Raw genomic sequence first — 23030 nt, forward strand, 5'->3', positions numbered from 1 at the left:
AACCCACCCGACCATCCAGAGGAGGACGCTCAGTAAATACCGCGCAACGGTGCCTCATTCAGGTTGACAGGTTCCGCAGCGCCGATACCAAGCCGCCGTGGTTGTCGGCAGCTGTCGTGATAACCCGCTGTGCGAGCGTCGAAGACGTTGCGCGCCAAGCAGCGTGATCGGCGGTGAAGCCAGAAATTAACGTTGCGGCACGAAGATGGAGCCACGTCTGGTCCGACTTTCCCCATGTGACGGTTGTGTCTTGCGCCCACTCCTTGAAGTCCTCACGTGCTTTCTCCTGCAGGCCCCACGCGACCTCTTGAGTGCGCCACCATGCAGCCAGTGTGTCTCTTCCGGTGACTGCGTCGGCGACGTTGCGCGAACCGAACGAGCTGACGCCGAAGACCAAATCAGCGGCGGCCCCGACTATCGCCATGGCGGTGGGATCGTGTGGGGCCACGGTGCGCAGACTTTGGACCTCAATGGCTACCTGCATTGCCTCCTCTAGAGAGCCAGTTTCGGCGAGGCATCGCGCACGGTGGATTAGCAACCATGAGTGGTCAACCGGTTCACAATCGTCAGCGGCGATGAGCGGGACAAGTATTTCCAGCGCCGCAGCGGGCTGGTGCGCCTCTACGAGCAGAGCAGCGACAACTGCGGCGGCGGCGGCACGTTGGTGAGGGGCTGAATCTTTAGCTTGAATCAATTCTCGGAGCGCATCAGGATCGTGTGCATCGACCAGGGTGTCGTACAAGGCGGCGTAGAACCGCCATTCCCACTCCGTAGACGCCCGGCAGGCCTGCAGATCAGGAGCTTTGGTCTTCCAGTAGGGCGGTTTGGATGGGTGAAGTTCTTTTAGTCGCATCTTCACCAAGAGCGCCATTGCCTCATCCGCTTGGTAGGCGTCCACCGCAAGATTCGGGTGCGGGGCAATGAGGCGCGGCGTTAGGAGGGCATGCCGTAGGCGGTCGGGGCGCAGGATCGGTTCGTTGCCTTGAAACGCGCTTCCTTCCCATTGGACGGGTCGGCGCTGACCCGTGGCAACGTCGAGAAGAGCGTCGAGGTGCTCGGCGTCGATAGTGTTGTCGGCAGGAACGAGGATCTTGGAGCCCTTACCGGTAGTCACAAACCGATCAGGGGTGATTGGCACCCAATACGATGTGCCTGTGCTGAGATCGTGCAACACGAGGATGTGCGGCACATCGTGATCTTTCCAATACTTGAAGTGTTTGCCGTCGCTGTCGGAGAACCACCACCCCACGATCTGGCCCGAATCGTCACGCTTCGGTGATGTAAACCATGAGTCGCCAGATTTCACCTGAGCACCGATTAAGGCACCTAGATCGAAGCGACGTCGGTCGCGTGCCATGAGCCATAGATCTGTGCCCAGATCATGCTCAATGGGGTTGGGAGCGACTCCCCAGCCGAGTTTGATGAATTGCTGCTGTACGGCGGTTTGTCCTGACGCGCCTGTCAGGCCGGATTGGCTTGCCCTCATTCGCAATATCTCCTAGCGGCGGTTGTTTCGGGCTCTGGGACTGGTCAGGTCTTCACCTTCTTGAGCGTGGCGTTCGCAATCGGTGCAGCGGTGGGCGCGGGCCTTATCCACCACCGCCTGCTCGAACAACCCTTCACAGTCATGCTGCGCTGCACCCTGCGCGGCAGCTATGCCGATCACGACGTCGTAGTGGAGAGCGGGGTCAACCATTAGGTGCATGCCCAGCTCGGTGATCCTGCCGTCGCGTGGATGCCAGTCGCGGTGCGGGTATGTACTTCCCAGTAGCGGGTCGAGTGAATCGATTGTCTGCTTCCACAAGTTCGGCCAGTTCCTGCGGGGACCGACCACGAAGGCGAGTTCGAGCCTGACGGGTCCGGCTTGCAGTTCTCCCGCGCCTATGACGGCGGCGCGGATCTGCTCCTTGAAGGCGACCGTCGATGCCGATGCGGTCGTTCTCGTGACCAGCACTTCCGACGGCGGACGTATCTCGCGGGCAACTTCGATCCGCACAAACGACTGCTCGCAGTGTTGCTTTGTGCACCAGACCGACAGCAGGCCGGGATCGTTCAGGTGATGGGCGAGCGGATACGCATAGTTGTCGAGGTCGGCTGCATCGAGCAAATCCCGCGTGGCCGGGAGCCCGACGTCGAGGCGGAGCGCCCACGGTCCGTCGATCCGGGAGTCGGCGACCAGAGCTTCGGTGTCTTCCAAATACGCCCGCAGTCGAACCTGGTCCGGATCGTCCGCCTTGTTCCACGATGCCAGCCGAGGCGCGACCCTCAACTGCAGCGGGTGATTTTCAGGACGGGCATACCAGCGCATCGGCATAAGGTAGCGCTGCGCACCGACAAGTCGTCGAGATCAGTGCCGACACCGTCCAACCGCGCCTTCACCGTTCCCGTCGGTCAGCGCGTAACACTCTGCCTCACAATCCCGTCAAACTCCCAGCGTTGAGAACTACGGGTTTTGATACGGGTTCCAAGACAGCCGACGGACTCCTAATGCCGAGAAGCAGGTGCGGCAACAACGATGATGCTCAGTCGCATCAACCCATCGTTTTCGAGATCACGCAACGCACAAGCCCCGCGCACCGCCGCGTCGCTAAAACGCGCTGGCCGTCTACGAAGCCAGGTAACGAGAGGCGAAGGCAAACACCTGTGGTGCCCAGGGGGTCCATCCTGGCGTTTCGCCTGGCACTTCCGGATTCCAGTTGTTAACGAGCGCCCGAGTACCAAACTTTCTCTCAAACAGGGAATCAAAGTCCATGATGGTTCGGCAATTGAGGCGCAGATCAGGGTAAAGAATCTCGCAGACCTTCCGATTCGCAGCTGTCAGCGGAGAATAGACGTCATCGAGTAGGTCGACTATGTCGGGGTCGTGCTGCATCTCTTGGAACTCTCTCGCGGCTGAAGCACTGAGCTTCGTCGACTGGCTAACCCTTCGTCGATCGATCCCTAACCGGAAGCGGGTCTCGACGCGGCCCTGTATGGCGAAGGCGCGAGCCGATAGAGCCACGACCTCCATCGTGTGGTGGGTCATCAAATTCCGAAGGCTGTAAAGAAGCCGGTATCCGCGATTGGAATCGTAGATGTCTGCAAATATTGCCTTCGTCGCCGCACGGACGACCTTGTCGCCGTCGTGCAGTTCGCTCACCAACTGGTAGGCCTGTTCTTGGTGATACACCAAGGCCGATGCGACTGATAGCACAGCAGCGCGCAGTTCTGTTGCCCAGTGCAATGCCTCTTCGGGCCGTGTCTCCGGCGAGAATCCGCTGTCGGCGAAGGCCTGGTTCGCTACTGCGATTCCGGCGCGGAGGTCTCCTGCGGACACGAGGAAGTAGGCGAAGACGCCGCCGAAGACCATGTCGAAGATCTGGCGATAAGCCTCCGAATACCGCAAGTGATCGTCTGGCGATAGGATCGCCAGCTGCTCAATCGACGGTATGTTCGGGTTGGCCGGGTCGGCCCCGATAAGGAGGACACCGCGAGGATCGATGGGAAGGCTAGCGCCATTCGTCACAGACCGCTCCTCCATCAGTGCTCACCAGGTTCAGACGGCGAGCCCTTCCCGACTTCCGTTGAAACGGAACCATTTCCACCTCCATCAGGCATTGTCGGCGAGCACTGCAAACCCATGAACCGGCTTATCTCAACATCGATGAGTTCCTCGATCACCTGAATCTCCCCGACCAAGGCAGATAGTGTTGTCAAGGACCACCCCGCCATCTCAAAGCTAGCTGGGTCAGATCTGCCGAGTCGCCGTTTCATCGTTTGGCCGCCAACTTCGTTTGTGCCCCAAAGGAATACACCATGAACAACGTGGTGTCGAGCGTCAAGCGCGCGCTTCAGTCGCTGCGCAAGTTCGGCAGTGGAAACCGCTTCGAGGGCTTTGCAGAGGCGTTCCCCTGACGCCGCCCAATCTCGATGCGGCGTCGCCTCGCGGATCCCGTGGTGCAGGGTTATCAGCTCTCCCGCCTTGTCCTCCGCCCATGCGGCGTACAACACGACGAGCCCCACTGCTCGCAGGAGTTCGTCTGGATAGTTCAAGTAGTTCGCATCGCGCACAGAAAGGCACACTGCCAGTCCGCGATCGCTGTCACCACTCAATTTGAGTGCTTAGGACGATTGCCCGGGCCCCTCGCAATGGTCACGGCGCGAACATGAGTCGTGCTGTGCATCGGCAGTTCGCGATTTTCAGTCCCCTGAGCCCCCGATGATGGTGTCAGGGTCGGGCCTGGTGTGCGATCCCCGAGGGGAGAAGGGAAAGAAGTGTTGGTTTGAGGGCGATAGATCGCGACGGTCTCGTTCCCGAAGTGGCAGCTCGATCTTGGACGGCTGGTTTGCGTCGAGATCGAAACGAAGGGCCTCAACGATGTCCTCTGGACGGCACCGTTCACCGACCAGTTGGATTTGGATTCCGCTGATCCTGCGCTTGCCTGTGGCGGCATCGCGGCCCGCCGTCGCCATCCGGTGGTTCGTGGTGTGGACGATGTCCGGCGATCCCGACGAACGCCCCTTAAGAAGCACGGCGTTGACGTAGGCACTTGAGAAGGTCCATGTCTCTGCGCTGACGCCGGTATACGCGCGGCGGGCCGCCCCCCAGATCGACTCCAACGCGTTAAGTGTCAGCTCAACTAGTCGGATGTCAGCTTCAAGTGCCATGCTCGTGATCGCAAGATTCCACTCAAAGTGTTCCGACGGCGGATTCTCCGCGTTGGGGACCGTCCGCAGGTGGGCAAGAACTGGGCCATTGATGAAGTTGGTTGTTTTGTACGGTTGTTTCAGCTGCACCTTCATATCCGCGTTGGCGATGCTGCTCAAGCCGTGCTTTGCGCTGTTGTAGAGCGATGCATCGCCAAGCAGCCTCGAACCCACGTAGACCATCAAGTCGATCAGGCCATTGATCTGGTCGTCCCACGTCTCAACGTCGAGGTCGACCCCAGCATCGTCGGGGTCGTGGCCACCCAGAAATGCCAGGCCAAGTTCGCGCCGGTCCCATTGGTTCTGGTCTTGGTGGACGAGAGCGTCGACCTGCTCCTTGAACTTGCGAAAATTGTTCAGTTTGGCAATTTCCAGCCAAGGGCATAGCGGTTGACGGCGATGGGCGAAGTAGGCGCGAATGAGTGTCTCTGCGACGTGATGGAAGAGCACGGTCATTTCCATCGCGGCATATCGGAGCCGCGTATCGGTGTCGGAAACCGGCAGCCACAGAGTGGCTCCGCTCGGAAGGGTTACTGGCTCTGCCTCTGTATTGGCATGAGCGGCAACGCTATGCAGGCGGGTGCGGAAGTACTCTGATGGATTGCTTCGATAAAGCATGGCGTTGAGTTCAGAGAACTGTTCGAACGCCAACTTGTCCGCGTTGTGGTGCAACACCGGCTTCTTTCTGGCCACCGTGCTGAGCTTAGGCACTACCCCCGACGAAATGACCCGACGGTCATGCTCAGCGGTCTACTGACGCGGACATGGCATCGGTGCACCTATGGTTACGGGCGGGCAGACGCATACAATCTCGTCGTGGCATTGCCGTCGAATCGACTTCCATGGGCCTTCGGATACAAGCGTTTTGGCAATCAAGAACTACCCGGTCACCTGTTTGAGATTGCGAAGGCACGAGCAAACAGCGCTGTCAGCGCGGCTGATTTCTCTGCGGTCTACCTCGGTGCGGAAACGACGATCCGCTGGCTCGATGCAGCAATCGATGCTGGGAGTGCCATTGAGATTCTGGCAAAGCACTACTTGAGCACTGTGAGCGCCGTGCTGCTACTCGACAACACAAAGCTGCAGGACACCGACTATCTGCATGCCGTGGGAAGGTCCGATCTAGTCCCTACAGAGGACAAGTACCGCGCGTTGAACCTCCGGACACGGGGCCCCAGGGAATGCCTCGACCTCATCGGCTTGATAACCAACAAACGAGATCGAATCAGCGGGGGAACTGCAAAGGCCGCCCTGGACGCGCGCAATGCTGCCATCCATCTGGGGCTTGTTGATCGCGCGGAACTCCAAGCGGCACTTATCAACTTCTCACAGGTTATTGCCGAGCTGCTAGCGGTATGCGGAGTGGCTCCCGCTGACTTTTGGGAACAGAACGCATTGAAGCTGGTTAACGAACTCAGGGCGGAAAAACCGTTTTACGACGACCTCAAGAGAAAGTTCGAGGACGCACGCCAGAAGATCGACGGCCACCGAATCGCTCCTCCTACCAAAAAGGCCCTAGCTCAAACGGGCAAGGTGGAGAATGAATTTGGTATCGGCAATACCCATTGGAAGAAGGTCCCTTGCCCGGTGTGTGGTTCTGCCGCAACACTTTCGGGTGCTGAACGGCTACACACCCACCAGACTGGCGAGGATGCCTTCCGGACGGCTGTGCTTGCGGATCCAGAGGAACTCTCCTGCGATGTGTGTGACCTAGCGCTGGACGAGCGCGAACTCAAGCAAGAGCATCTTGATCGCTACTGGCAAGTCGAGGAAAGGTGGGCGACTGAGCGAGAGATCAAGTATTACTACGACAACGCCTACTGCTGAAGCAGATCATCCTGTGCATCAGTCGAATTGGACACGGTGCCTGTCAACGCCTATAGCGCGTGACGGAGCGCGCGTGGCCCGAAGCTGTCATCGGCCCGCCATTCCTGGACAGAGATACATCTGCGCGCTGGTTATAAAGGCTCCGGCGTCGTTGTCGCCCATGCCGAGTTTGATCAAGTCCCGCTTTATGCCGTTGTGCGTCCCACCGTTCGCAGTGGCTGTGCAGACCGCATGGCCCATCTTGAGCATCAGGGCGGTGTTCATTTGCGGGTAATAACGCTTGTTGTCCTGTACGAATCCGGCCTCGCCCGTCGGCCCGTAGGTATCGCCCCCGCCAAAAGGCCCACCACCCATGCACGCCTGGGTGCCTGCGTCGGTGTTCCAGTCACAGTTCGGAGCGGCTACAGCAGGCGGAGCCGCCCCTCCCAGGAGCACCGCCGACACCGCAGCAGCACTCAACAGTTGCGCAATTGGCTGCATCTTCCTTCTCCGAATGAGTCGTTTTGCTACCCGGGCTGAGTCCGCTTTACCAGGGGCGTTGAGCCCACTCAAGGAACGCGCTCCGGTACTGCGGGCAGGAGTTCTTGACCGCACTGACCAGGGCCGAGTTGTACTGATCCACGGTCATTCCGCTGTCGTGTAGCCGCTGGCTGACGTCGCGCAGGTTGTCGCCATTGACTCCGCCGTGGTTATCGAAGTACTGGCAGATCGCGGCGTCCAGTTGTGGGTCGGCGTGCGCAGCTGCGGGTGCCGCCACGGTGGCCGTCCCCAGAACGGCGGCGAGAGCTGTCAGGGTGGCCCCGGCATTCATATTCGTCGTTATCCCATCCCGGCCTGCAACGTCGGCATCTGGTCGGGGCATAGGTTCCTGACCGCGCTGCCCATGAACTGGCCCGTCCGCCCGGGACGGGTTACCTTGGCGACGTTCTGGTAAATCGCCTGCACACTGACTCCCGACTGCAGATCGGTGCAGACCGCATGACCCCACCACATCGACTTGCCGTCTTCCGTGGTGGTGCCGTTCATCTTGACTTCGTTGAGAAAGCTCGCATCATCGGCACGCGCTGGGGTAGCCGCAATCAGCGCTGCCGCCACCACGCCCACAACTACTGCGAAGATCCGCCAGACCCCGATGGTCGCCACCGCCAGGTCCCGACCCAATGGCGGAGAGGTGTCGGAGGCTGTATTTCCTCCCGGGGAAACCTGACTCAATACCCAAGCTCCTTTACTTTTGCAAGGCGTTGAAATCAATTGGCCTCGCTCGTCATCAGACTCAAAGACCGGGCTGGATGTAGGGGTGCACCTGCGCCGGATAGACCGGAGGCCACTGGTTATTGAGCGCCGCCCACTGGTTATTCAGAGCGACCTGCTGGTTGTATGCCGTTATGTGCCGGTTGTAGTCGGCAGTCTGCTCCGCTGCTCGACTTGCCTCGAACTGCGAGTGGTCCAAGTCCCAGGAGCGCGCGAAGTTGCGGCTCTGACGTCGGTCCGATTTGCTTGCGGCTAGGGCGCTACCAGCGACCACGCCCCCGAAGATCATCATGGCGTCCTTCGTTTTACGGTCGAAGTCAGCGCGCCTCTGCGTATCGCCCTTGGGGATGCTCGCTCGCATGATGAGAGTCGCCACCCCGCCGACGACCAACGCAACTAGGGCCAAGGCTAGAACGATGAGCACCATCACCAGGGGTCAGTCCTTCACGGTCGTGGCGGCAAGCCGTCGCAGCTTCGCTTCGGCTCTGTGTGCAGGGTCGCGTCCCCGAACGGGATTACCGCTGAATCTTAGAGATCAGGGTACTACTAGTAGGGCAGACACCGGGTCAGTTTTGGCCGATTACTGGGACCCGTGCCGACGCGCCCGAGTCAGAATGATCCCGACCGGGTGGCAGGTTGGGAGCGCCGCCGCCGCCAGGTTGGTGGCAGAATCCGAGCGCTTCGCGAGGGGCAGGGTCTTACTCAAGAAGCTCTAGCCCTGCGGTCCGGGGTCACGCGCAATGTCCTGATAGATGTCGAACTTGGCCGCCGAGGCCTGTTGTACGAGCGCCTGTTCGACATCGCCGAGGCGCTCGACGTGCCCACCGCCCAGCTGTTCGGCGAGTAGCGAACACGACGGGCAAGCCCCGCGATTTGGAACGCAGAGCGAGGTCTTCCGCCGCTGCCAATGAGTCGTCAGTCCTGAGTTCAAATGTTCTTTCCCTGGTGCGATTAACGTCTCGCCGATGGCGGCAGCGGACGACACGGTGAAGATGCGGAGCATGCGCGGGCGGATTGGTGCCTATGAATCCTGGGCAAGGACACCTGACCGGTCGGCGCGGACTTGGCCCGCCCGGAAAGCAGCGTTGGAGCGGTTCGAGCGTCAGTTGGACCCCGACGGGGAACTGACGCCGGAGGAGCGGGCCAAGCGTGCTGAGTGGGCGCGAAAGGCCCACATGCAGCGGCTGGCGCTCAAGTCGGTGGCAGCACGACAACGGCGCAAACTCATCTGTCAGACCTGCGGTCGACCGAAGGATTCTGCAGCGACGTGCAAGAGGTGTCTGAAGAAGATTCGCGAGCCGTGACGGTACTTCCGCCTTGGTTGACGACCGCGCAGGTCGCCGAGCACTGTGGTGTCGACCGCACTGAGGCTTACCAGCACCTGCTGCAAAAGTTGGAAGTCCGGCGGATCGGCGTCCGGGGCGGGGCTGCGCCGTGGGGTCGGCTGATCCGCGTCGAACGAGGATCGGTGCTGCGGATGTGCGGGGAGCCCGAGGTCCCCGGAGATGCGCTGCCCCGCTGGGTGACGCTCACGCAGGCCGCTAACTACTACCAGGTCAGCCCGCGCCTCATCCGCCGCCTGATCGCCCACGAGCAACTCGACGCCCGGCGGATCGGTTCTGGCAGGGCGATCCGCATCGACCGGGTCTCGCTACTGCTGCTAGGCCGCATTCGCATCTGGGAGCCACCGTGGAGCGTCGCTATATCACCATCGCCGAGACCGCCGAGTACCTTCAGGTCAACCCGAGGACCGTGCGGCGCTTGATCGCTGACGGCGAGTTGACGGGTTACCGGATGGGTAGGTCCCGGCGCACGATCCGGGTCGACCTTGACGAGGTTGACGAACAACTGATGCGCCCCCAGAACGCTCCGCCGCGAGTGCGGAAGCGACGGACGTCATGAGCGGTCATCCCGGCTCGATCAAGGCGATGGCCCGTTGCGGTCAGTGCGGGCATTTCGCCAGCGTGCACCACGGTGGCGGCGGAGGGCGGCCCGGCGGGTCCTCATGTGCAGCAACCGATTGCGACTGCGTCAAGTTCGTCGAACTCTCCGATGCTCGGGTGCCGCTCGGCTCCGGCAACCTGACTGCTGCCGAAGTCGCCCAGCTGACCGGACTGTCGGTGCACACCTTGAGCTATTGGCGTCAAAGGGGCCAGGGACCCAAGTCGATCAAGGCAGGCACCCGCACGCTCTACCGCCGCGAAGATCTTGAGCGGTGGCTTGCCGAGGTCGACGGGCGCACCGAACCATCGCGCGCCGGGGCCTCAGGTTGGTTCGAGAAAGCTGTCGAGGCGACGAGCAGAATCGAACCCGGCCACACCGCGTCATGGAAACTCGCCAGCACCTATGCCCTGCTAGCAATCGCCGAAACACTTCTCCACGAACGCACCCAGAAGCCAGCACGCCCCGCTACCGCCATCGGCCACGGGCTGCCCGAGGGCGAGCTGCTCAGCGTCACAGACGTCGCCGCAATGACGCGGCTCTCGGTCGGCACTCTGCGCTACTGGCGGCACACCGGCTCCGGTGGTCCGCCATCGGTGAAGCTCGGACGACGAGTGCTCTACCGCCGCGCCGATGTCGAGGCATGGCTGAAGGAGGCACGGTGACCGCACCGGTTCAACGTAAGCTGCCCGGCTCGCCGATACCTCGCGAGGAGCTGATCGCCCGATGGGAGGACCTGCGCCGCCACAACCTCTCCGGGGGGCCGGTGGCCAGCTTCCTGTTTGAGTTGTACTACCCGGAGCCGGAGAAGACGTATCAGTGGCGCATCCAGCTCGACTGCGGCTGCGTGCGCGATGTTGTGACCCGTCACCACACCGACGACAAGCCCGCCGACAAAGTGGAGCGGCTCGGTGAATTGGCCGAGACGTACCACTTCGGCCTTGTCGGGCCCTCCGACAGGGAGGTCCGTGAGGCCACCGAAGAGGCGGGCGAGCGCGCCGTGCAGGCGGCCCGGGCAAAGGTGGTGGGCACCGACGTACTCGAAGAACCGAAGTGGCCCAGCATCTACGGCAAGGCGCATCTCGGAGCTGGCCAGCTGCTGTGCTACGACCCGAAATGCCCGAGGTATCGGGCCTTTGGAGGCCCGGTCCGGGACATCGCAGAGTGGATTCGACTCCGCGACAATCGCTTCTCAAGCGAGCCGCTGGAAATCGGCGGCGAGATCATCTTGGCAGCAAGGGAATACGAGGTCTGGGATGTCTTGCTCAGCTGCGGACACTTCGATCAGGAACGCACCAACCCGGGGTGGAAGCCCGCAGACGGCCCGGTCCACCGTGAGAACCCAAACCGCCGTCCGCTCGAAGTAGTGCTAGACGAGATCGCTCAGGGCGACCCCGACCAGGAGGACTTCTGGCGTCGCATGTACGCCGAGAAGCACCCTGAACCCGCACCCTTCACGCGATGCCACACCTGCGCTCATCTCCGGACCATCGTCGCCTACCAGCGCGTCGGATGGCTCGCTGGCAAGAAGACACCGATCAAGCCTCAGCCGACACCACGGAAAACACTAGAGCGGCGATTGCTAAAGCTAGAGTCCGAAGCCGCGCAACTACGAGAACAGCTGAACAACTTGCCGACCGACGAGTGAACGAGGTTGCGGCCCTACGCCCCACGCAGCCAGGATCGCCCGGCGACCTACTGCTCAAAGTGGCATTGACGAGCTGCGTGTCAGCCCGTCAGGTCCTCCGGGCTGCCGCCAAGTTCGCGCAGCGCATCCATCGCCGCCGGGTCACGCAGTGTGTCAGGCCGGGGCCTGCCGATGGGGTTGGGGCGCTTGGCGTGCAGCGCCCGGTCCCATACCTCGTCAGCATCGATGTCGCGCCCTTCCTGAGCGCGCATGACCCGAGCCAAGGCGTCGTCACCGGCGTCGTCAGGCTTGGCGCTGCGGCCCTGCGTCAACTCGGCGCGTAGCCGAGCTTCGTAGAGCACGTCTTCATCGAACGCTTCGCACTGGCAGTCCGCGTCTACGCATCTGCCGACGTTCTCGCCGTCGTCGGTGTCCCAGTGAAAGCCCTGCGGGTGGTCGCACAGGCACATGTGCTTGGTGGACAGCATGATGTCAAAGACCTTCGAATCGATCTGCCGCTGTCGCTTGTAATAGCCCTCGTAGGGGCTGCGCTTCGCCATCCCGCTAACTCTCGTCGTCGCTGCGCCCGCCGTGGACGCGCGGTCCAACCCGGCGCTGCACCGCCGCAATCATGGTGGCCTTTGGGCAGCCGGAAACCGTGGCGCGCCACGCCGCAACTGCCCAGAGCTTCGCGGGCATCAGCACGGCTCTGGGTCAACGCGCTTGACGTGCCCGCTCACCAACGAGTCCGAGAACCAGGGCTCAAACACAAACTCGCCGTCTAGCCACTGCTCAGGCGGAAGTTTGACGGCCTCCGCTTCCACCTCACGGCGCAACTCGTCATAGGTGAGCGCACGACCCCGGTACAGGTACTGCGTTCCGCGTCGCCAGTCCTCGACCTGCTCACCCTCGTCGTCATCGACGGTCTCGATGGTCCCGGTATGCAACGACTCGACAAGGTAATCGTCGAAGGTGAAGTTGCTGCCCTGGATTTCATTGAGTTCGGCTAGCTCGGCCTCGCTCGCAGCCTTCAGCTCGTCGTAGGTGTAGACCTCACCGCACATGCGATAGCGCGAGCTGTCTTCAGGCATTTGGGATGCACCTCCTTCAAGTCGCATTTCTAGCGACCATTGTCCGGTAGGCCACCGACACGTCTGCGTTCGTGGCGAACAACGGGGCTCTCGGGTGGCATTCCGGCCTTCCGACGGCCCCTACGGGCTCCTCGTCGGCAATCAGAGTGCAGCTGTGGGAACTGCGCCGTGCCAGCGCTCCGACCCTAATCCTGGATCCTCAGCCACGACGCTCATAGGGTGGGGCAGGTGGTCGATCAGCACACACAGAACCTTCCCGCCAAGGACGTTTTGCCTGAGAGCGCCGAATCTGGGCCACGAGAGTTCCTCACGCTCGGCCACGTGCTGGCGGGGATCGGGACAGAGCACGTCCCGCCCATTCATCTCAAGGACATTCATCTCATCCGGCACAGCTTCAAGCCAGGTGTCTACGATGCCTCACACGTGTTCGGCGCTGAGGACCCACTGCAAGGCCCAGAGGATCTGGCTAAACAACGAGTCCTCGACTACACCCGCTGCCAAAGCATCTCGACCAAGCGTTTCCCCGCCGACCCTGGCAGGTACTGGGTAATACTCATCGCTGATGGCAAGCGGCGCTCACGTCTGTATGGGACCTTCGAGAACTGCGGCGAGGTACTGCGGGAGAGAACAGCGACCCGCCGGTACTGGGACCTGCGTCCCTGCAACTTCCTTGCACCGCTAACAGGCAGACTCGTCGTGGAATGGGACAATCCGCGAACCTGGCAGCGGCGCGCGACCAGCGTGGCGAACCTCCCTGTCTTGGAGATCGCTGACCGGGACAAGGTTCCGTTTCCAGGGTTCGACCGTGTGCTTCTGACGTACCACGAGCTGTGCGAGATGGTCGCCGGTCACCGATACGCCGACTGGCGGGTGGCGCTCTCAGAAGTTCAGGGGATCTACCTGATTACCGACTCCTCCAACGGAAAGCAGTACGTCGGGAAGGCTGATGGTGCAGAACGCATCCTGCAGCGATGGACGTCTTATGCGCGCGACGGTCACGGCGGCAACATCGCCCTGCGGGACCTCGCCTTCGCCAGTGTCGGTAGCACCCGGGTGAGGACGGACCATGCCCGGCACTTCGTGTTCAGCATCCTGCGAGTGTTCGGGCCCAGCACGTCCTCGTCAGAGGTTGACGCCGCCGAGGCCCATTACAAGCACGCCTTGATGACTCGCGAGTTCGGACTCAACCGCAACTGACAGACGCGGTCATAGCCACAAGTTCTGACTTGTCGCAGCATGATCCGCGACAATATGGTTCTGCGGCAACAACTTCCGGGGGTATGCCAATGCCTCTACCTGCGCTTTCAGACCAAATGCCCTGTAGCGCAGCTATAGTCAACTAACAGCTGTCATGGACGAAACCCCTTCGTACTTGGTGCCTATGATTGCGACTCTGCTATAGGCGTCCCATAGCCTCGTCAGGGCGGAGCGCTTCCGTGAAGTCCTTAATCAACCGAGCGCTCCAATAGGCAGCGACCCCGGCAAGGCTGTAATGCCTTCGGTGGTGGTTCCACAAGGCGGTGTAGGTGATTCGATCGCCCTCGGCGCGGCACTCGTTGATGGGCTCAAGCTGAGCGAGAATCTCAGTGAGAGTGACAGTGTGCGACTTGCCGCCCTGCTGGATGACTGGGACACCGCGCCAGTTCAGCAGTTCGTTGACAGCGACGCGCACAGTTTCATCGCGGCAAATCCTGCATCTTGGTTCCCGGCGCTGGATGTCGGCAGTCATAGACTGAGACTTCTTCAATAGTTCTGCTCCTGCCCAAACTGGCCGAAGTGAAGTCGCGTGCGCGCCGCGCGACTTCACTATTGGTCGACCGATCATCGTGCTGCCTACGCCCTCCCGTATAGCACCATTGGCCTGCGCAACTCCCGCAGGTCGACAAACTGATTACCGCTTTCGCCTTGCCCGCGAGTGGATCCGCTGGCGCAGGGCCCGCTCTCGCCAATAACACCGCTGAGGGCGAACGGTCTAGTTAAGTTGTTGGTCTTCAGACTACGACATCTCGGGCAGAAAGCATAACGATTGATGATCCTATAGTGTTGCTGTAGAACATTTTTCGCGTTATCTCAGCTGTAGGTTACCGTCAACGGCAGTCCTTATCGGCGTGCGACCTAGTTCGCGTGATTCGGCTTTGGCCAATCTAAAGTGGCATTGGGAGGGAAGGGCCGTGGGGTCCCATTGCTCGCGTCATACCGCTCTGCCCGAGAGCTTGATGCTGACCCACCTACCGGTCTAAGTGTGGCGTTGACGGCGGCGATCGCGTCAGTAGACCATGTAGGCGGCTTGCTCAAGCTGGCTCTTGGACAACCCGTTCGGGGCCACCTGTCGATTAGCGTGATCATTGCTGGGCGGTCCCTCGCTCTCTGAGGGACTTTCAGAGCCGTCGAGGGTGTAGTTGCCAACAGTGGCCCTCCGGGCCTCGGATCCGAGCTGGCTGGCGAGGATCGCTGCCCGTCGATAACGCGGCGGGCGGCGTCATAGAGGTCACGGAGGACGTGCAGCGCTGGGCTTAATGGTTGCTCATGAAACGCGCCGCTACGCCAATACCGCGAACGTTGGTGGTCAGGCAGCGTTCGCACACAAGCACCGACGGCCCAGCCCGCACACAGCCCGCAGGAGTCCAATCAAGCGCGATAAAGGCATCAAACCCACCAACGTATTTACGCAGGTCAGACTATAAATCCGATAAAGGCATCAAAAAGGGTGTAAACGCAAAACGCCAAGTAAGACGGCCTTCTAATCCCTAGGTCGCACGTTCGAGTCGTGCCGGGGGCGCGTCGATAGGTGATCACCTCGGTCGGTGGCTGACATTTCTGCGGCAACGGTGATAGTGCCGGAGTCGGCGCGGGCACCGCGGGCCCGGGCACTCCGGCGGATCGGAGGGGGCCGGCGCAACGGGCGCGGCCGGTGTCGGCGGCGTGGTGGCGGCGGCGCCTACAACCGCTCCGGCAATGGGTCGCCGGGCCTGATACCGGCAGGTGGCGCCGGCAACCCGGTATTCGACAACAATGGTGGCAACGGCGGCGCGGTCGGCGGGATGGGTGGCCAGGGCGGCTTCGGCACCTTCTATTCCAGTGACAACGGCAGCGACGGCCAAAGCGCATCGTGATCGAGCACTTGCGAAGCCAACGGTGGGCAGTGCTGGATATATCAGTCGAGCCCGCGGAAGTGTGCGGGCAGTTCTTTCCCTCTAGTCAGCGGCTACGCTGCGGCTTCGATGTTTGGAAAGCGCCCCGCCCGGGTCATCACTGCGCGGCGGGTCACTGTACATGGGCGCGGCGCCTACATTGTCGACTCCGGGAAGGCCCCTATGAGCGCGACGCCTACGCAGGAGACCACGGTCGTCGTGATCGGCGCCGGGATCACCGGGATCAGCGCCGGGTACTACCTGGCCCGTAACGGCTTCGACTACGTCGTGCTGGAGGCCGATGACGACGTCGGGGGCATCTGGCACACGCAGCGCTGGCACGGCGCGCGGTGCGACTCGGATTTCGTCAAGTATTCCTACAGCTTCAAGCCGTACACGTCGGAACGATGTCTGGTGGACCGCGAGGATATCCAGCGGTATCTGCGGTCGGTCGCCGAGGAGTTCTCGATTCTGGAGCACATTCGTTTCGGTACCCGGGTCATCGCCGCGAACTACGACTCCGGCACGCAGTGTTGGGACGTGCACACCACGCGCGGCAGTTTTCGTTCGCAATTCCTGATCAACGGCAACGGCTATTTCTCCCTGCCGCACATTCCGGTGTTTCCAGGCGCCGAGACCTTCGCCGGTGAAATCATTCATTCGTTCGACCTGGATGCGGCGCGCACATTTCCCGGCCAACAGGTGGTGCTGGTCGGCAGCGGCTCCACCGCGGTGTGTGCGGCGCCCGAACTGGGACGAGTTTCGGGATCGATGACCATGCTGCAACGTTCCCCCTCCTATATCTACGAGATCGACAATCGCGCCACCGTGTTCATGCGACTGTGCCAGTCTTTGCACAACCGCGGCCATAAGCTGCCGATGAGGATGCTGCGCACTTACCTGCAGGCACGCGACGACGCAATTTTCGTCGGGTTCCGTAAATTTCCCCGGGTTGCGCGGTGGTTTTTCCGCCAACACTGGCGACGGGCGGTGAGCAGCGCGGACCTCAAGGAACACTTCTCCCCGTCCTACTCGCCGTGGGAGCAGCGGATTCCAGTGGCAATCGGTTTCAAGGACGCGGTGCGCCGCGGTGACGTGCGAATGAAGACCGGCGCCATCGAGCGCTTCACTTCCCGTTCCATTGTCCTGGTCGGCGGCGAGGAACTGGAATGTGACGTGTGCATCCTGGCGACCGGATTCGAGCTGGACTTCTTCAAATTCCGGCTCTGCGTGGACGGGGTCGAAGTCGATACGGCAGGAATCAACTTCTACAAAGGCATCATGATGGGTGGGGTGCCGAATTATTTCCAGCCCGTCGGAGTGTGGCATTCCGCTTGGACGCAACGTTCCGAGGCATCCACCAGATTCGCCATGAAGATCATCAATTACATGGCGTCGCACGGGTTGCGTGAAGTCAGCATCGAACGCAAAGAGGTCGAGTACACACCGTCGATCACGCCCAACTACCTGATGCGGGACCTGTCGGCGTTGCCCCGGCTTTACGGCAGTTGGGAATTGCCTACGGTCGACAACCTGTTTCGCTATCGGTTCGAGCCGCGCAAGCTGAGTTTCGCCTGACAGATCCGGAATTTAATTTTCGCGTCGGCACGACTCGTCGTATTCCGGTAAAATTTGAAAGTGATCAAGTTTTTCCACACCCCTTGTGGCCATCCGTACGACTGCACTGGAACAGACGCCGATTTACTGGCTGAACAACTTCGGCGAATCGAAATCGATTTCGCTCAGGATCTCGAGCGAGCCCTCACCACCGGACTACTCGGCTATCGCTCGAGTTCGATGCCGGACATCTTCACCCAGCAGGCTTTGAACGCCGTGGCCGCCGAGTACCCCTACCCGACACCGGAAACGTTGCAGGCCGCACACGACACCTACGACGCGCATGTCGCGTGGACGAAGCAGGACAGAGAGTGCTGACGTCGCCCCTGCCACCTGTTTCAGCCCTTGATCAGCAGGGCGAATCACCGGGCGTGTAGTAGGGGACACCTTCGGCCGTGTAGCACGGCGGCATCCCCGCATCGCGCTGCCGCACCTCATCCCACGCCTCGGCCACTGCAATGCTGCCCACCGGGCACTCCTCGGCGTTGGTATACCGGCCCGACCCGACTTCCCGGCAAATCGTCGCCTGCGCCGCGGGTGCCAGAGCAATTTGCACAGCGGCAGCGGCGGCCGCGGCGAGAAATGCAGCCGAGAATTTTTTCATGGCGACAAACCCTATCGTGTTGTGAACGGATACGGCATTTATATTCCGGTAGCCAGTAACGACGGGCTCGAGTTACACAGGGCCGTCCGAGACGATGGCAGTGACATCAAAAACAATGGATATTTCGCCGCAATTAAGCGGGTGAGTCCTCGACGTTAAGACTGTTTCGCCGCGGCACCAGCGACCAATGCCCCGCTCAGGCCGGCACCGGTTCCCGACTCGTGACGTCAGCCGAGTTCGTCAGTTGCAGATGCGGGTCGGCGACCTCATCGTCGCGTAGCATCTCGACGTCGGCGTGATAGCTCGTCGACGTCATCCACGGTCGGCCGGCGCCCTGACGGGGCAGCTGGTCCACCGCCCGCTGGACATAACCCGCCGCAAAGTCGAGCAGAGGCCGGGTCTGCATGTCCGGATCGTCGAGCACCGGGCGGGCGGTGTCGTAGTCGTTGGCGTCCATGTAGGACAGCAGCCGGCAGAAGTGTTCGCACAGCAGGCCGACCTTGAGCGTCCACGAGGAACTGGTGTAACCGATCGCATACGCGAAGTTCGGCACGTCGGTCAGCATCATCCCCTTGTATGCGACGTGCTCTGGCAGATTGACCACCGCACCATCGACGGTCAGCGACATGCCACCGAACGCCTGCAGGTTCAGGCCTGTCGCAGTGACGATGGCGTCGGCCTCGACTTCCCGACCGGATTCCAGCAGGATGCCGCGTTCGGTGAAGGTCGCGATGCGGTCGGTCACCACCGACGCACTTCCGCTGCTGATCGCGCGGAACAGATCGGAGTCGGGCACCGCGCACAGCCGCTGGTCCCACGGGTTGTAAGCCGGGCTGAAATGCTGGTCGACCGGATATCCGGCGGGCAGCCGCCGGGCATTGACGTAACGGATGATCCGCCTGGCCAGCGCCGGATACTTCTGGCAGAACTGATACACCGCGCGCTGTTGACCGATGTTCTTGCGCCGCGCCAGGGCATAGCCGAGGCGGTCACCGAGCACCTTCTTTGCCGAGTTGGCAAAGGCGTCTTTCGACGGCACCGGCATGATGTAGGTCGGCGAGCGTTGCAGCATGGTGACGTGCCCGGCCCGCTCCGCCATAGCAGGTACCAGGGTGACCGCGGTAGCGCCGCTGCCGATGACGACCACTTTCTTGCCGGTGTAGTCCAGATCTTCGGGCCAGTGCTGCGGGTGCACGATCGCTCCGGTGAACCGTTCGCGGCCCTCGAAGCGCGGGGTGAAGCCTTCGTCGTAGCGGTAGTAGCCACCGGCGCAGAACAACCAGTTGGCGCTGATCTGGACCCGCTGTCCGCTATCAGTCCGTTCGATGTCGACGACCCAGCGTGCGTCGGCACTCGCCCAGGCCGCGCCCCGCACTTTGTGATGGAAGCGGACCATGCGGTCAATGCCATTCTCGGCAGCCGCCTCGCGCAGATAGGCCAGGATCTTGTCAGCGGTCGCGATGGCGTGGTCGTCGCGCCACGGCTTGAATTCGTAACCGAACGTGTGCAGGTCGGAATCTGAACGAATGCCGGGATAACGGAACAGGTCCCAGGTCCCCCCGGTCGCCCCGCGCGCCTCCAGGATGGCGTAGCTGCGGCCCGGGTGCTCGCGCTGCAGGTAGTACGCGGCACCGATGCCCGAGATACCAGCGCCGACGATGAGTACGTCAACGTGCTCGACGGTGCGGCCTGCGTGGGTGGACGTGTGAGGCATGACATTGGCTCCTGACGGGGACAAAACGCTGAGGTGTTTCCATCGTCGCGATCGCAGCTGCCGGAACCAAGATGAGATCCGCTCATTTACCCGCTCGTCATGGTGCAATTTGCACCATCGCAATATGCTGCTGAAATGTCGTGGAAGCGCCCGTCGGAGCCGGTCAGAGAGTTGATACGGCAGTGCGCCCAGATCACCGTGAACCCGCGCGCCGAATGGCTCGAGGAGCTGGACGCGGAGGTGCTTGCCACGAGCCCCGCCCTCGCCGGGGATCCCGAGCTCGCCGCTGCGGTCAGCCGAAGCAACCGGGCCAATATGTACTTCTGGGGAACGGCGAACGTGCGCGACCCGGGGGCTCCGGTGCCGCCGAACACCGGACCCGAACCGATGATCATCGCGCGTGAGGTGGCCCGCCGCGGCCTGACGCCCTACATTCTGGACGGTTACCGGATCGGCGAAGGCGTGGCGTGGCGCCGGTTCATGGAGATCGCGTTCGAGCTGACGTCGGACCCGGCCGAACTACGGGAGCTGCTTGATGTGTGCTCCCGCTCGATCAGTGCATTCATCGACGCCACTTTGGCCGGGATCGCCGCCCAGATCGAACTGGAACGCGACGAACTGACCCGCGGGACGCACGCCGACCGCCGCGAGACCGTCGCACTGATCCTGGACGGCGCCCCCATCGCGCGCCAGCGGGCCGAGGATCGGCTCGGCCACCCACTGACCGGACCACACATCGCAGCGGTCATCTGGAGCGACGATCCGTCCGGTGACATGGCCCGGCTCGACGCGGCGGCCGAGGCGCTCGGACATGCCGCGGGCACGCGGCCACTGACCGTGCTGGCCAGCACGGCCACCCGCTGGGTCTGGACGGCAAGTCGATCGATAGACACTGTCGCGCTTCGCGATTCGATCGACACCATGCCCGACATCCGCGTCGCCATCGGGCCGTGCAGCGACGGTATCGATGGCTTTCGGCGCAGTCATTTCGACGCCATCACCACCCAACAGATGATGGCCCGGTTGCGATCTCCGCACCGGGTGGCGCTGTTCGCCGATGTCGAATTGGTCGCGATGCTCACTGCGGACACCGACCGCGCCACCGAATTCGTGCGTCGCACCCTGGGCGATCTGGAATCCGCGAGCAGTGAATTACAGCGCAGCGTCAGGGTTTTCGTGGGCGAGCAGTGCAACGCTTCGCGCGCGGCGGCACGTCTCTACACCCATCGCAACACGCTGCTCCGACGACTGGCGCGCGCCGACGAGCTGCTGCCCCGCCCCCTGGCCGAATGCAGCGTCAACGTGGCGGTCGCGTTGGACGTGTTGCGCTGGCGGGGCAACTAGCGCGATCTCGTTCCTATGAATTTGGCGATTCCGCTTCGCGCTGGCATACGTGCGAATAATGTCCGATTCGGGGTCGGGGGACCCAAACTTCATAGATCGTCGCGGGGTTCGAACAGTCACGATCGCTGATCAATCCCGCAACACAGCACGCCGTCGGAACATTATCGACACGAGGTAGCCCAGAATGCGGGCATGACGGTTCCGGAGAAGCCAGCGGCGCAGATATCGCGGCAGACGTTTCTGCGCGCGGCAGTTGGAGCTGTTGCGGCGGGAACGGTTTTCGGGTCGGGCCGGGTCGGCGCCGCTCCGGGCGTCGCTGATTGGGGCAGCCTGTCCGGTGCCATCGGCGGGCAGGTGATCGGCCCGGACAATGGGCAGTTCGCCTCAGCCAAGCAGGTTTTCAACACCAACTACAACGGTTCGGCACCCGCCGCCGTCGTCACCGTGACGTCGGTGGCGGACGTGCAGAAGGCGATGGCGTTCGCGGCTGCTCGTAATCTGAAGGTCGCCGCCCGCAGCGGCGGTCATTCCTACACAGGCGCCTCCACAGCGGACGGAACGCTGGTGCTTGATCTGCGGGGCCTGCCCGGCGACATCAACTTCGACGCCGCCAGCGGTCAGATCACCGTGACGCCCGCCACCCCCTTGTTCGCGATGCACCAGGCGCTGGCCGCGGCCGGGCGGGGACTCCCGACGGGCACGTGCCCCACCGTGGGAGCTGCCGGGCACACCCTCGGCGGCGGAATCGGGGCCCACTCCCGGCATGCCGGTCTGCTCTGTGACCAGTTGACCTCGGCCAATGTGGTGTTGCCGGGTGGGCAGGCGGTCACCGCTTCGGCCACCAGCAACCCGGACCTCTTCTGGGCGTTGCGCGGCGGTGGCGGCGGCAACTTCGGCGTGGCGACCTCACTGACCTACGCCACCTTCCCCACCGAGGACGTCGACGTCGTCAACATCAACTTTCCGGCGCAGTCGTTCGCGCAGGTCCTGTTGGGTTGGCAGAGCTGGCTACGGACGGTCGACCGGAAATTCTGGGCGCTGGCCGACGCGACCATCGAGCCGATGGGCACGCAATGCCGCATCATGGCGACTTCCCCGGTCGGATCGGGCGGCAGCGTTGCCAATGCGATCGTCGCCAATGTTGGGGTGCAGCCCACCAGAACCGAGAATTTCACGTTCAACTACCTGGACCTGGTGAAGTATCTGGCCGTGGAGAATCTGACCCCGTCCCCGCTGGGTTATGTCGGCGGCTCCGATGTGCTGCCGATCATCAACGCGGGCGCCGCCAAGGGAATCGCCTCGGCGCTCGACTCTTTCCCCCGTGGGGCGGGAAGGGGATTCGTGATCATGCATACCCTCGACGGTGCACTGGCCAGTGTGGCCGCAGATGCGACCGCCTTTCCGTACCGGCGACACTCCGCGATCGTGCAGTGGTACGTCGAGACGGCGGGCGCGCCGTCGGCCGGCGCCGGCTGGATCAACGCCGCACACCAAGCGGTGCAACCGTATTCAGCCGGCGGCTACGTCAATTACATCGAGCCGGGCCAGCCGCCGTCGCGGTACTTCGGCGCGAACTTGGCTCGGCTCAGCGCGGCCCGACAGAAGTACGATCCGAACCGGATGATGTTCTCCGGCATGAACTATTGATGTAGCTCCGACGATCTGCTGCGATGAAGGCTGTTGCCAGACTTCCGGAACGAAGAGGGAACAGCCCGATGCGCACCCTTTGGCTACCAACGATCCTCACCGCGTTCGGCTGCGGCTCGGTCGCGATGTCCGGTGTCGCTGCCGCCGACGACAGCCTCAATGGTCATTACTTCGCTGTCGTTGATGGCGCGCGTTCGCATCTGCTGAGCACGATCCTGATGTTCAACACCACCTGCGACTCGGCCGGCAACTGCAACGGATCGGTGACCACGCCCAAAACGTGGGAGGCCACCGTCAATAAAGCCCCGGGGGGCCCGTGGACGATCAACCGCACCGACGCGCACGGCTGGACATGCGCGGACGGCACCGTGGTCGCAGCAGACCTGGTCTATTCGTTTGCGCCGGGCACCCTGACCGGATCGATCACGTCCACGAAAGCGGCGTTCGGCTGCGGCGACCCGGCCAGGACGACCGCGACGTATTCACTGACCGTCCAGAAATGCGTCAACGGCCCGGACGGGGGCGTGTGCCCGTAGCGCCGGGCCTGCCG

Annotated in this window: 27 protein-coding genes; 15 read left to right on the forward strand and 12 right to left on the reverse strand. The window is 62.3% G+C overall.

The annotated features are described in order from the left end of the window. Positions 1-58: 58 nt before the first annotated feature. The 4 genes from ACZYZ9_RS25235 to ACZYZ9_RS25250 form a co-directional block, all read right to left on the reverse strand. Positions 59-1486, reverse strand: coding sequence for a DUF4365 domain-containing protein (locus ACZYZ9_RS25235; RefSeq protein ID WP_463828914.1), 1428 nt, complete (start codon positions 1484-1486; stop codon positions 59-61). 12 nt (positions 1487-1498) lie between these two features. Further along, positions 1499-2308, reverse strand: coding sequence for a hypothetical protein (locus ACZYZ9_RS25240; RefSeq protein ID WP_463828915.1), 810 nt, complete (start codon positions 2306-2308; stop codon positions 1499-1501). 297 nt (positions 2309-2605) lie between these two features. Further along, positions 2606-3505, reverse strand: coding sequence for a hypothetical protein (locus ACZYZ9_RS25245; protein WP_463828916.1), 900 nt, complete (start codon positions 3503-3505; stop codon positions 2606-2608). A gap of 674 nt (positions 3506-4179) precedes the next feature. Continuing rightward, on the reverse strand, positions 4180-5379 hold the full coding sequence (locus ACZYZ9_RS25250) for a hypothetical protein (RefSeq protein WP_463828917.1): 1200 nt from the start codon (positions 5377-5379) through the stop codon (positions 4180-4182). Positions 5380-5502: 123 nt separating this feature from the next. Here ACZYZ9_RS25250 and ACZYZ9_RS25255 point away from each other — a divergent pair, with 123 nt between their 5' ends. After that, positions 5503-6513 (forward strand): hypothetical protein, encoded by a 1011-nt coding sequence (locus ACZYZ9_RS25255; protein WP_463828918.1) that lies wholly within the window; start codon positions 5503-5505, stop codon positions 6511-6513. 87 nt (positions 6514-6600) lie between these two features. Here the strand turns inward: ACZYZ9_RS25255 and ACZYZ9_RS25260 are convergent, their stop codons facing one another. The 4 genes from ACZYZ9_RS25260 to ACZYZ9_RS25275 all read right to left on the reverse strand — a co-directional run bounded on the left by ACZYZ9_RS25260 (position 6601) and on the right by ACZYZ9_RS25275 (position 8194). Continuing rightward, entirely contained in the window at positions 6601-6993 is a 393-nt protein-coding gene (locus ACZYZ9_RS25260; protein ID WP_463828919.1) for a DUF732 domain-containing protein, read from the reverse strand. A gap of 46 nt (positions 6994-7039) precedes the next feature. After that, positions 7040-7324: a hypothetical protein gene (locus ACZYZ9_RS25265; RefSeq protein ID WP_463828920.1), complete on the reverse strand. Its 285-nt coding sequence runs from the start codon at positions 7322-7324 to the stop codon at positions 7040-7042. Between the two features lie 8 nt (positions 7325-7332). Further along, positions 7333-7725 (reverse strand): DUF732 domain-containing protein, encoded by a 393-nt coding sequence (locus ACZYZ9_RS25270; protein ID WP_463828921.1) that lies wholly within the window; start codon positions 7723-7725, stop codon positions 7333-7335. A 61-nt stretch (positions 7726-7786) separates the two neighbouring features. Next, positions 7787-8194, reverse strand: a complete 408-nt coding sequence (locus tag ACZYZ9_RS25275) for a hypothetical protein (protein ID WP_463828922.1) — start codon at positions 8192-8194, stop codon at positions 7787-7789. A 162-nt stretch (positions 8195-8356) separates the two neighbouring features. Here ACZYZ9_RS25275 and ACZYZ9_RS25280 point away from each other — a divergent pair, with 162 nt between their 5' ends. The 6 genes from ACZYZ9_RS25280 to ACZYZ9_RS25305 all read left to right on the forward strand — a co-directional run bounded on the left by ACZYZ9_RS25280 (position 8357) and on the right by ACZYZ9_RS25305 (position 11353). Further along, on the forward strand, positions 8357-8611 hold the full coding sequence (locus ACZYZ9_RS25280) for a helix-turn-helix domain-containing protein (protein WP_463828923.1): 255 nt from the start codon (positions 8357-8359) through the stop codon (positions 8609-8611). 118 nt (positions 8612-8729) lie between these two features. Further along, complete coding sequence (locus ACZYZ9_RS25285; protein WP_463828924.1) at positions 8730-9068, forward strand: hypothetical protein; 339 nt, start codon at positions 8730-8732, stop codon at positions 9066-9068. Continuing rightward, the gene (locus ACZYZ9_RS25290; RefSeq protein WP_463828925.1) at positions 9065-9529 is read left to right on the forward strand and encodes a helix-turn-helix domain-containing protein; all 465 of its coding nucleotides are present in this window, start codon (positions 9065-9067) and stop codon (positions 9527-9529) included. The genes ACZYZ9_RS25285 and ACZYZ9_RS25290 overlap by 4 nt, the downstream gene beginning before the upstream one ends. Then, positions 9517-9666: a DNA-binding protein gene (locus ACZYZ9_RS25295; RefSeq protein WP_463828926.1), complete on the forward strand. Its 150-nt coding sequence runs from the start codon at positions 9517-9519 to the stop codon at positions 9664-9666. The genes ACZYZ9_RS25290 and ACZYZ9_RS25295 overlap by 13 nt, the downstream gene beginning before the upstream one ends. Further along, positions 9663-10370 (forward strand): helix-turn-helix transcriptional regulator, encoded by a 708-nt coding sequence (locus ACZYZ9_RS25300; RefSeq protein WP_463828927.1) that lies wholly within the window; start codon positions 9663-9665, stop codon positions 10368-10370. The genes ACZYZ9_RS25295 and ACZYZ9_RS25300 overlap by 4 nt, the downstream gene beginning before the upstream one ends. Further along, complete coding sequence (locus ACZYZ9_RS25305; RefSeq protein WP_463828928.1) at positions 10367-11353, forward strand: hypothetical protein; 987 nt, start codon at positions 10367-10369, stop codon at positions 11351-11353. Before ACZYZ9_RS25300 ends, ACZYZ9_RS25305 begins: the two co-directional genes overlap by 4 nt. 80 nt (positions 11354-11433) lie before the next feature. On the opposite strand, the gene ACZYZ9_RS25310 is transcribed toward ACZYZ9_RS25305, so the two are convergent. Together ACZYZ9_RS25310 and ACZYZ9_RS25315 are read right to left on the reverse strand one after the other, a co-directional pair. Next, a complete protein-coding gene (locus ACZYZ9_RS25310) occupies positions 11434-11892 on the reverse strand; it encodes a hypothetical protein (protein WP_463828929.1) in 459 nt (152 codons plus the stop codon). A gap of 138 nt (positions 11893-12030) precedes the next feature. Then, positions 12031-12423, reverse strand: a complete 393-nt coding sequence (locus ACZYZ9_RS25315) for a hypothetical protein (RefSeq protein ID WP_463828930.1) — start codon at positions 12421-12423, stop codon at positions 12031-12033. A gap of 228 nt (positions 12424-12651) precedes the next feature. Here ACZYZ9_RS25315 and ACZYZ9_RS25320 point away from each other — a divergent pair, with 228 nt between their 5' ends. The 5 genes from ACZYZ9_RS25320 to ACZYZ9_RS25340 all read left to right on the forward strand — a co-directional run bounded on the left by ACZYZ9_RS25320 (position 12652) and on the right by ACZYZ9_RS25340 (position 17489). Then, positions 12652-13620: a GIY-YIG nuclease family protein gene (locus ACZYZ9_RS25320; protein WP_463828931.1), complete on the forward strand. Its 969-nt coding sequence runs from the start codon at positions 12652-12654 to the stop codon at positions 13618-13620. 304 nt (positions 13621-13924) lie between these two features. After that, complete coding sequence (locus ACZYZ9_RS25325) at positions 13925-14173, forward strand: hypothetical protein (RefSeq protein ID WP_463828932.1); 249 nt, start codon at positions 13925-13927, stop codon at positions 14171-14173. Between the two features lie 1054 nt (positions 14174-15227). Then, positions 15228-15536 carry a hypothetical protein gene (locus ACZYZ9_RS25330; protein ID WP_463828933.1) on the forward strand — a complete coding sequence of 103 codons (309 nt, stop codon included), beginning with the start codon at positions 15228-15230 and terminating at the stop codon, positions 15534-15536. 201 nt (positions 15537-15737) lie between these two features. Continuing rightward, the gene (locus ACZYZ9_RS25335) at positions 15738-17132 is read left to right on the forward strand and encodes a flavin-containing monooxygenase (protein WP_463828934.1); all 1395 of its coding nucleotides are present in this window, start codon (positions 15738-15740) and stop codon (positions 17130-17132) included. A gap of 54 nt (positions 17133-17186) precedes the next feature. After that, positions 17187-17489: a hypothetical protein gene (locus tag ACZYZ9_RS25340; RefSeq protein WP_463828935.1), complete on the forward strand. Its 303-nt coding sequence runs from the start codon at positions 17187-17189 to the stop codon at positions 17487-17489. A 31-nt stretch (positions 17490-17520) separates the two neighbouring features. Here the strand turns inward: ACZYZ9_RS25340 and ACZYZ9_RS25345 are convergent, their stop codons facing one another. After that, positions 17521-17775, reverse strand: a complete 255-nt coding sequence (locus ACZYZ9_RS25345) for a hypothetical protein (protein ID WP_463828936.1) — start codon at positions 17773-17775, stop codon at positions 17521-17523. Positions 17776-17971: 196 nt separating this feature from the next. Further along, a complete protein-coding gene (locus tag ACZYZ9_RS25350; protein ID WP_463828937.1) occupies positions 17972-19489 on the reverse strand; it encodes a flavin-containing monooxygenase in 1518 nt (505 codons plus the stop codon). 135 nt (positions 19490-19624) lie between these two features. Here ACZYZ9_RS25350 and ACZYZ9_RS25355 point away from each other — a divergent pair, with 135 nt between their 5' ends. The 3 genes from ACZYZ9_RS25355 (at position 19625) to ACZYZ9_RS25365 (ending at position 23016) form a co-directional block, all read left to right on the forward strand. Then, a complete protein-coding gene (locus ACZYZ9_RS25355) occupies positions 19625-20833 on the forward strand; it encodes a PucR family transcriptional regulator (protein ID WP_463828938.1) in 1209 nt (402 codons plus the stop codon). Between the two features lie 192 nt (positions 20834-21025). After that, positions 21026-22480, forward strand: a complete 1455-nt coding sequence (locus ACZYZ9_RS25360) for an FAD-dependent oxidoreductase (RefSeq protein WP_463828939.1) — start codon at positions 21026-21028, stop codon at positions 22478-22480. Positions 22481-22548: 68 nt separating this feature from the next. Continuing rightward, positions 22549-23016 (forward strand): hypothetical protein, encoded by a 468-nt coding sequence (locus ACZYZ9_RS25365; protein ID WP_463828940.1) that lies wholly within the window; start codon positions 22549-22551, stop codon positions 23014-23016. The last annotated feature ends 14 nt before the right edge of the window (positions 23017-23030 follow it).

The sequence above is a fragment of the Mycobacterium sp. IDUB_28 genome (assembly GCF_055419285.1).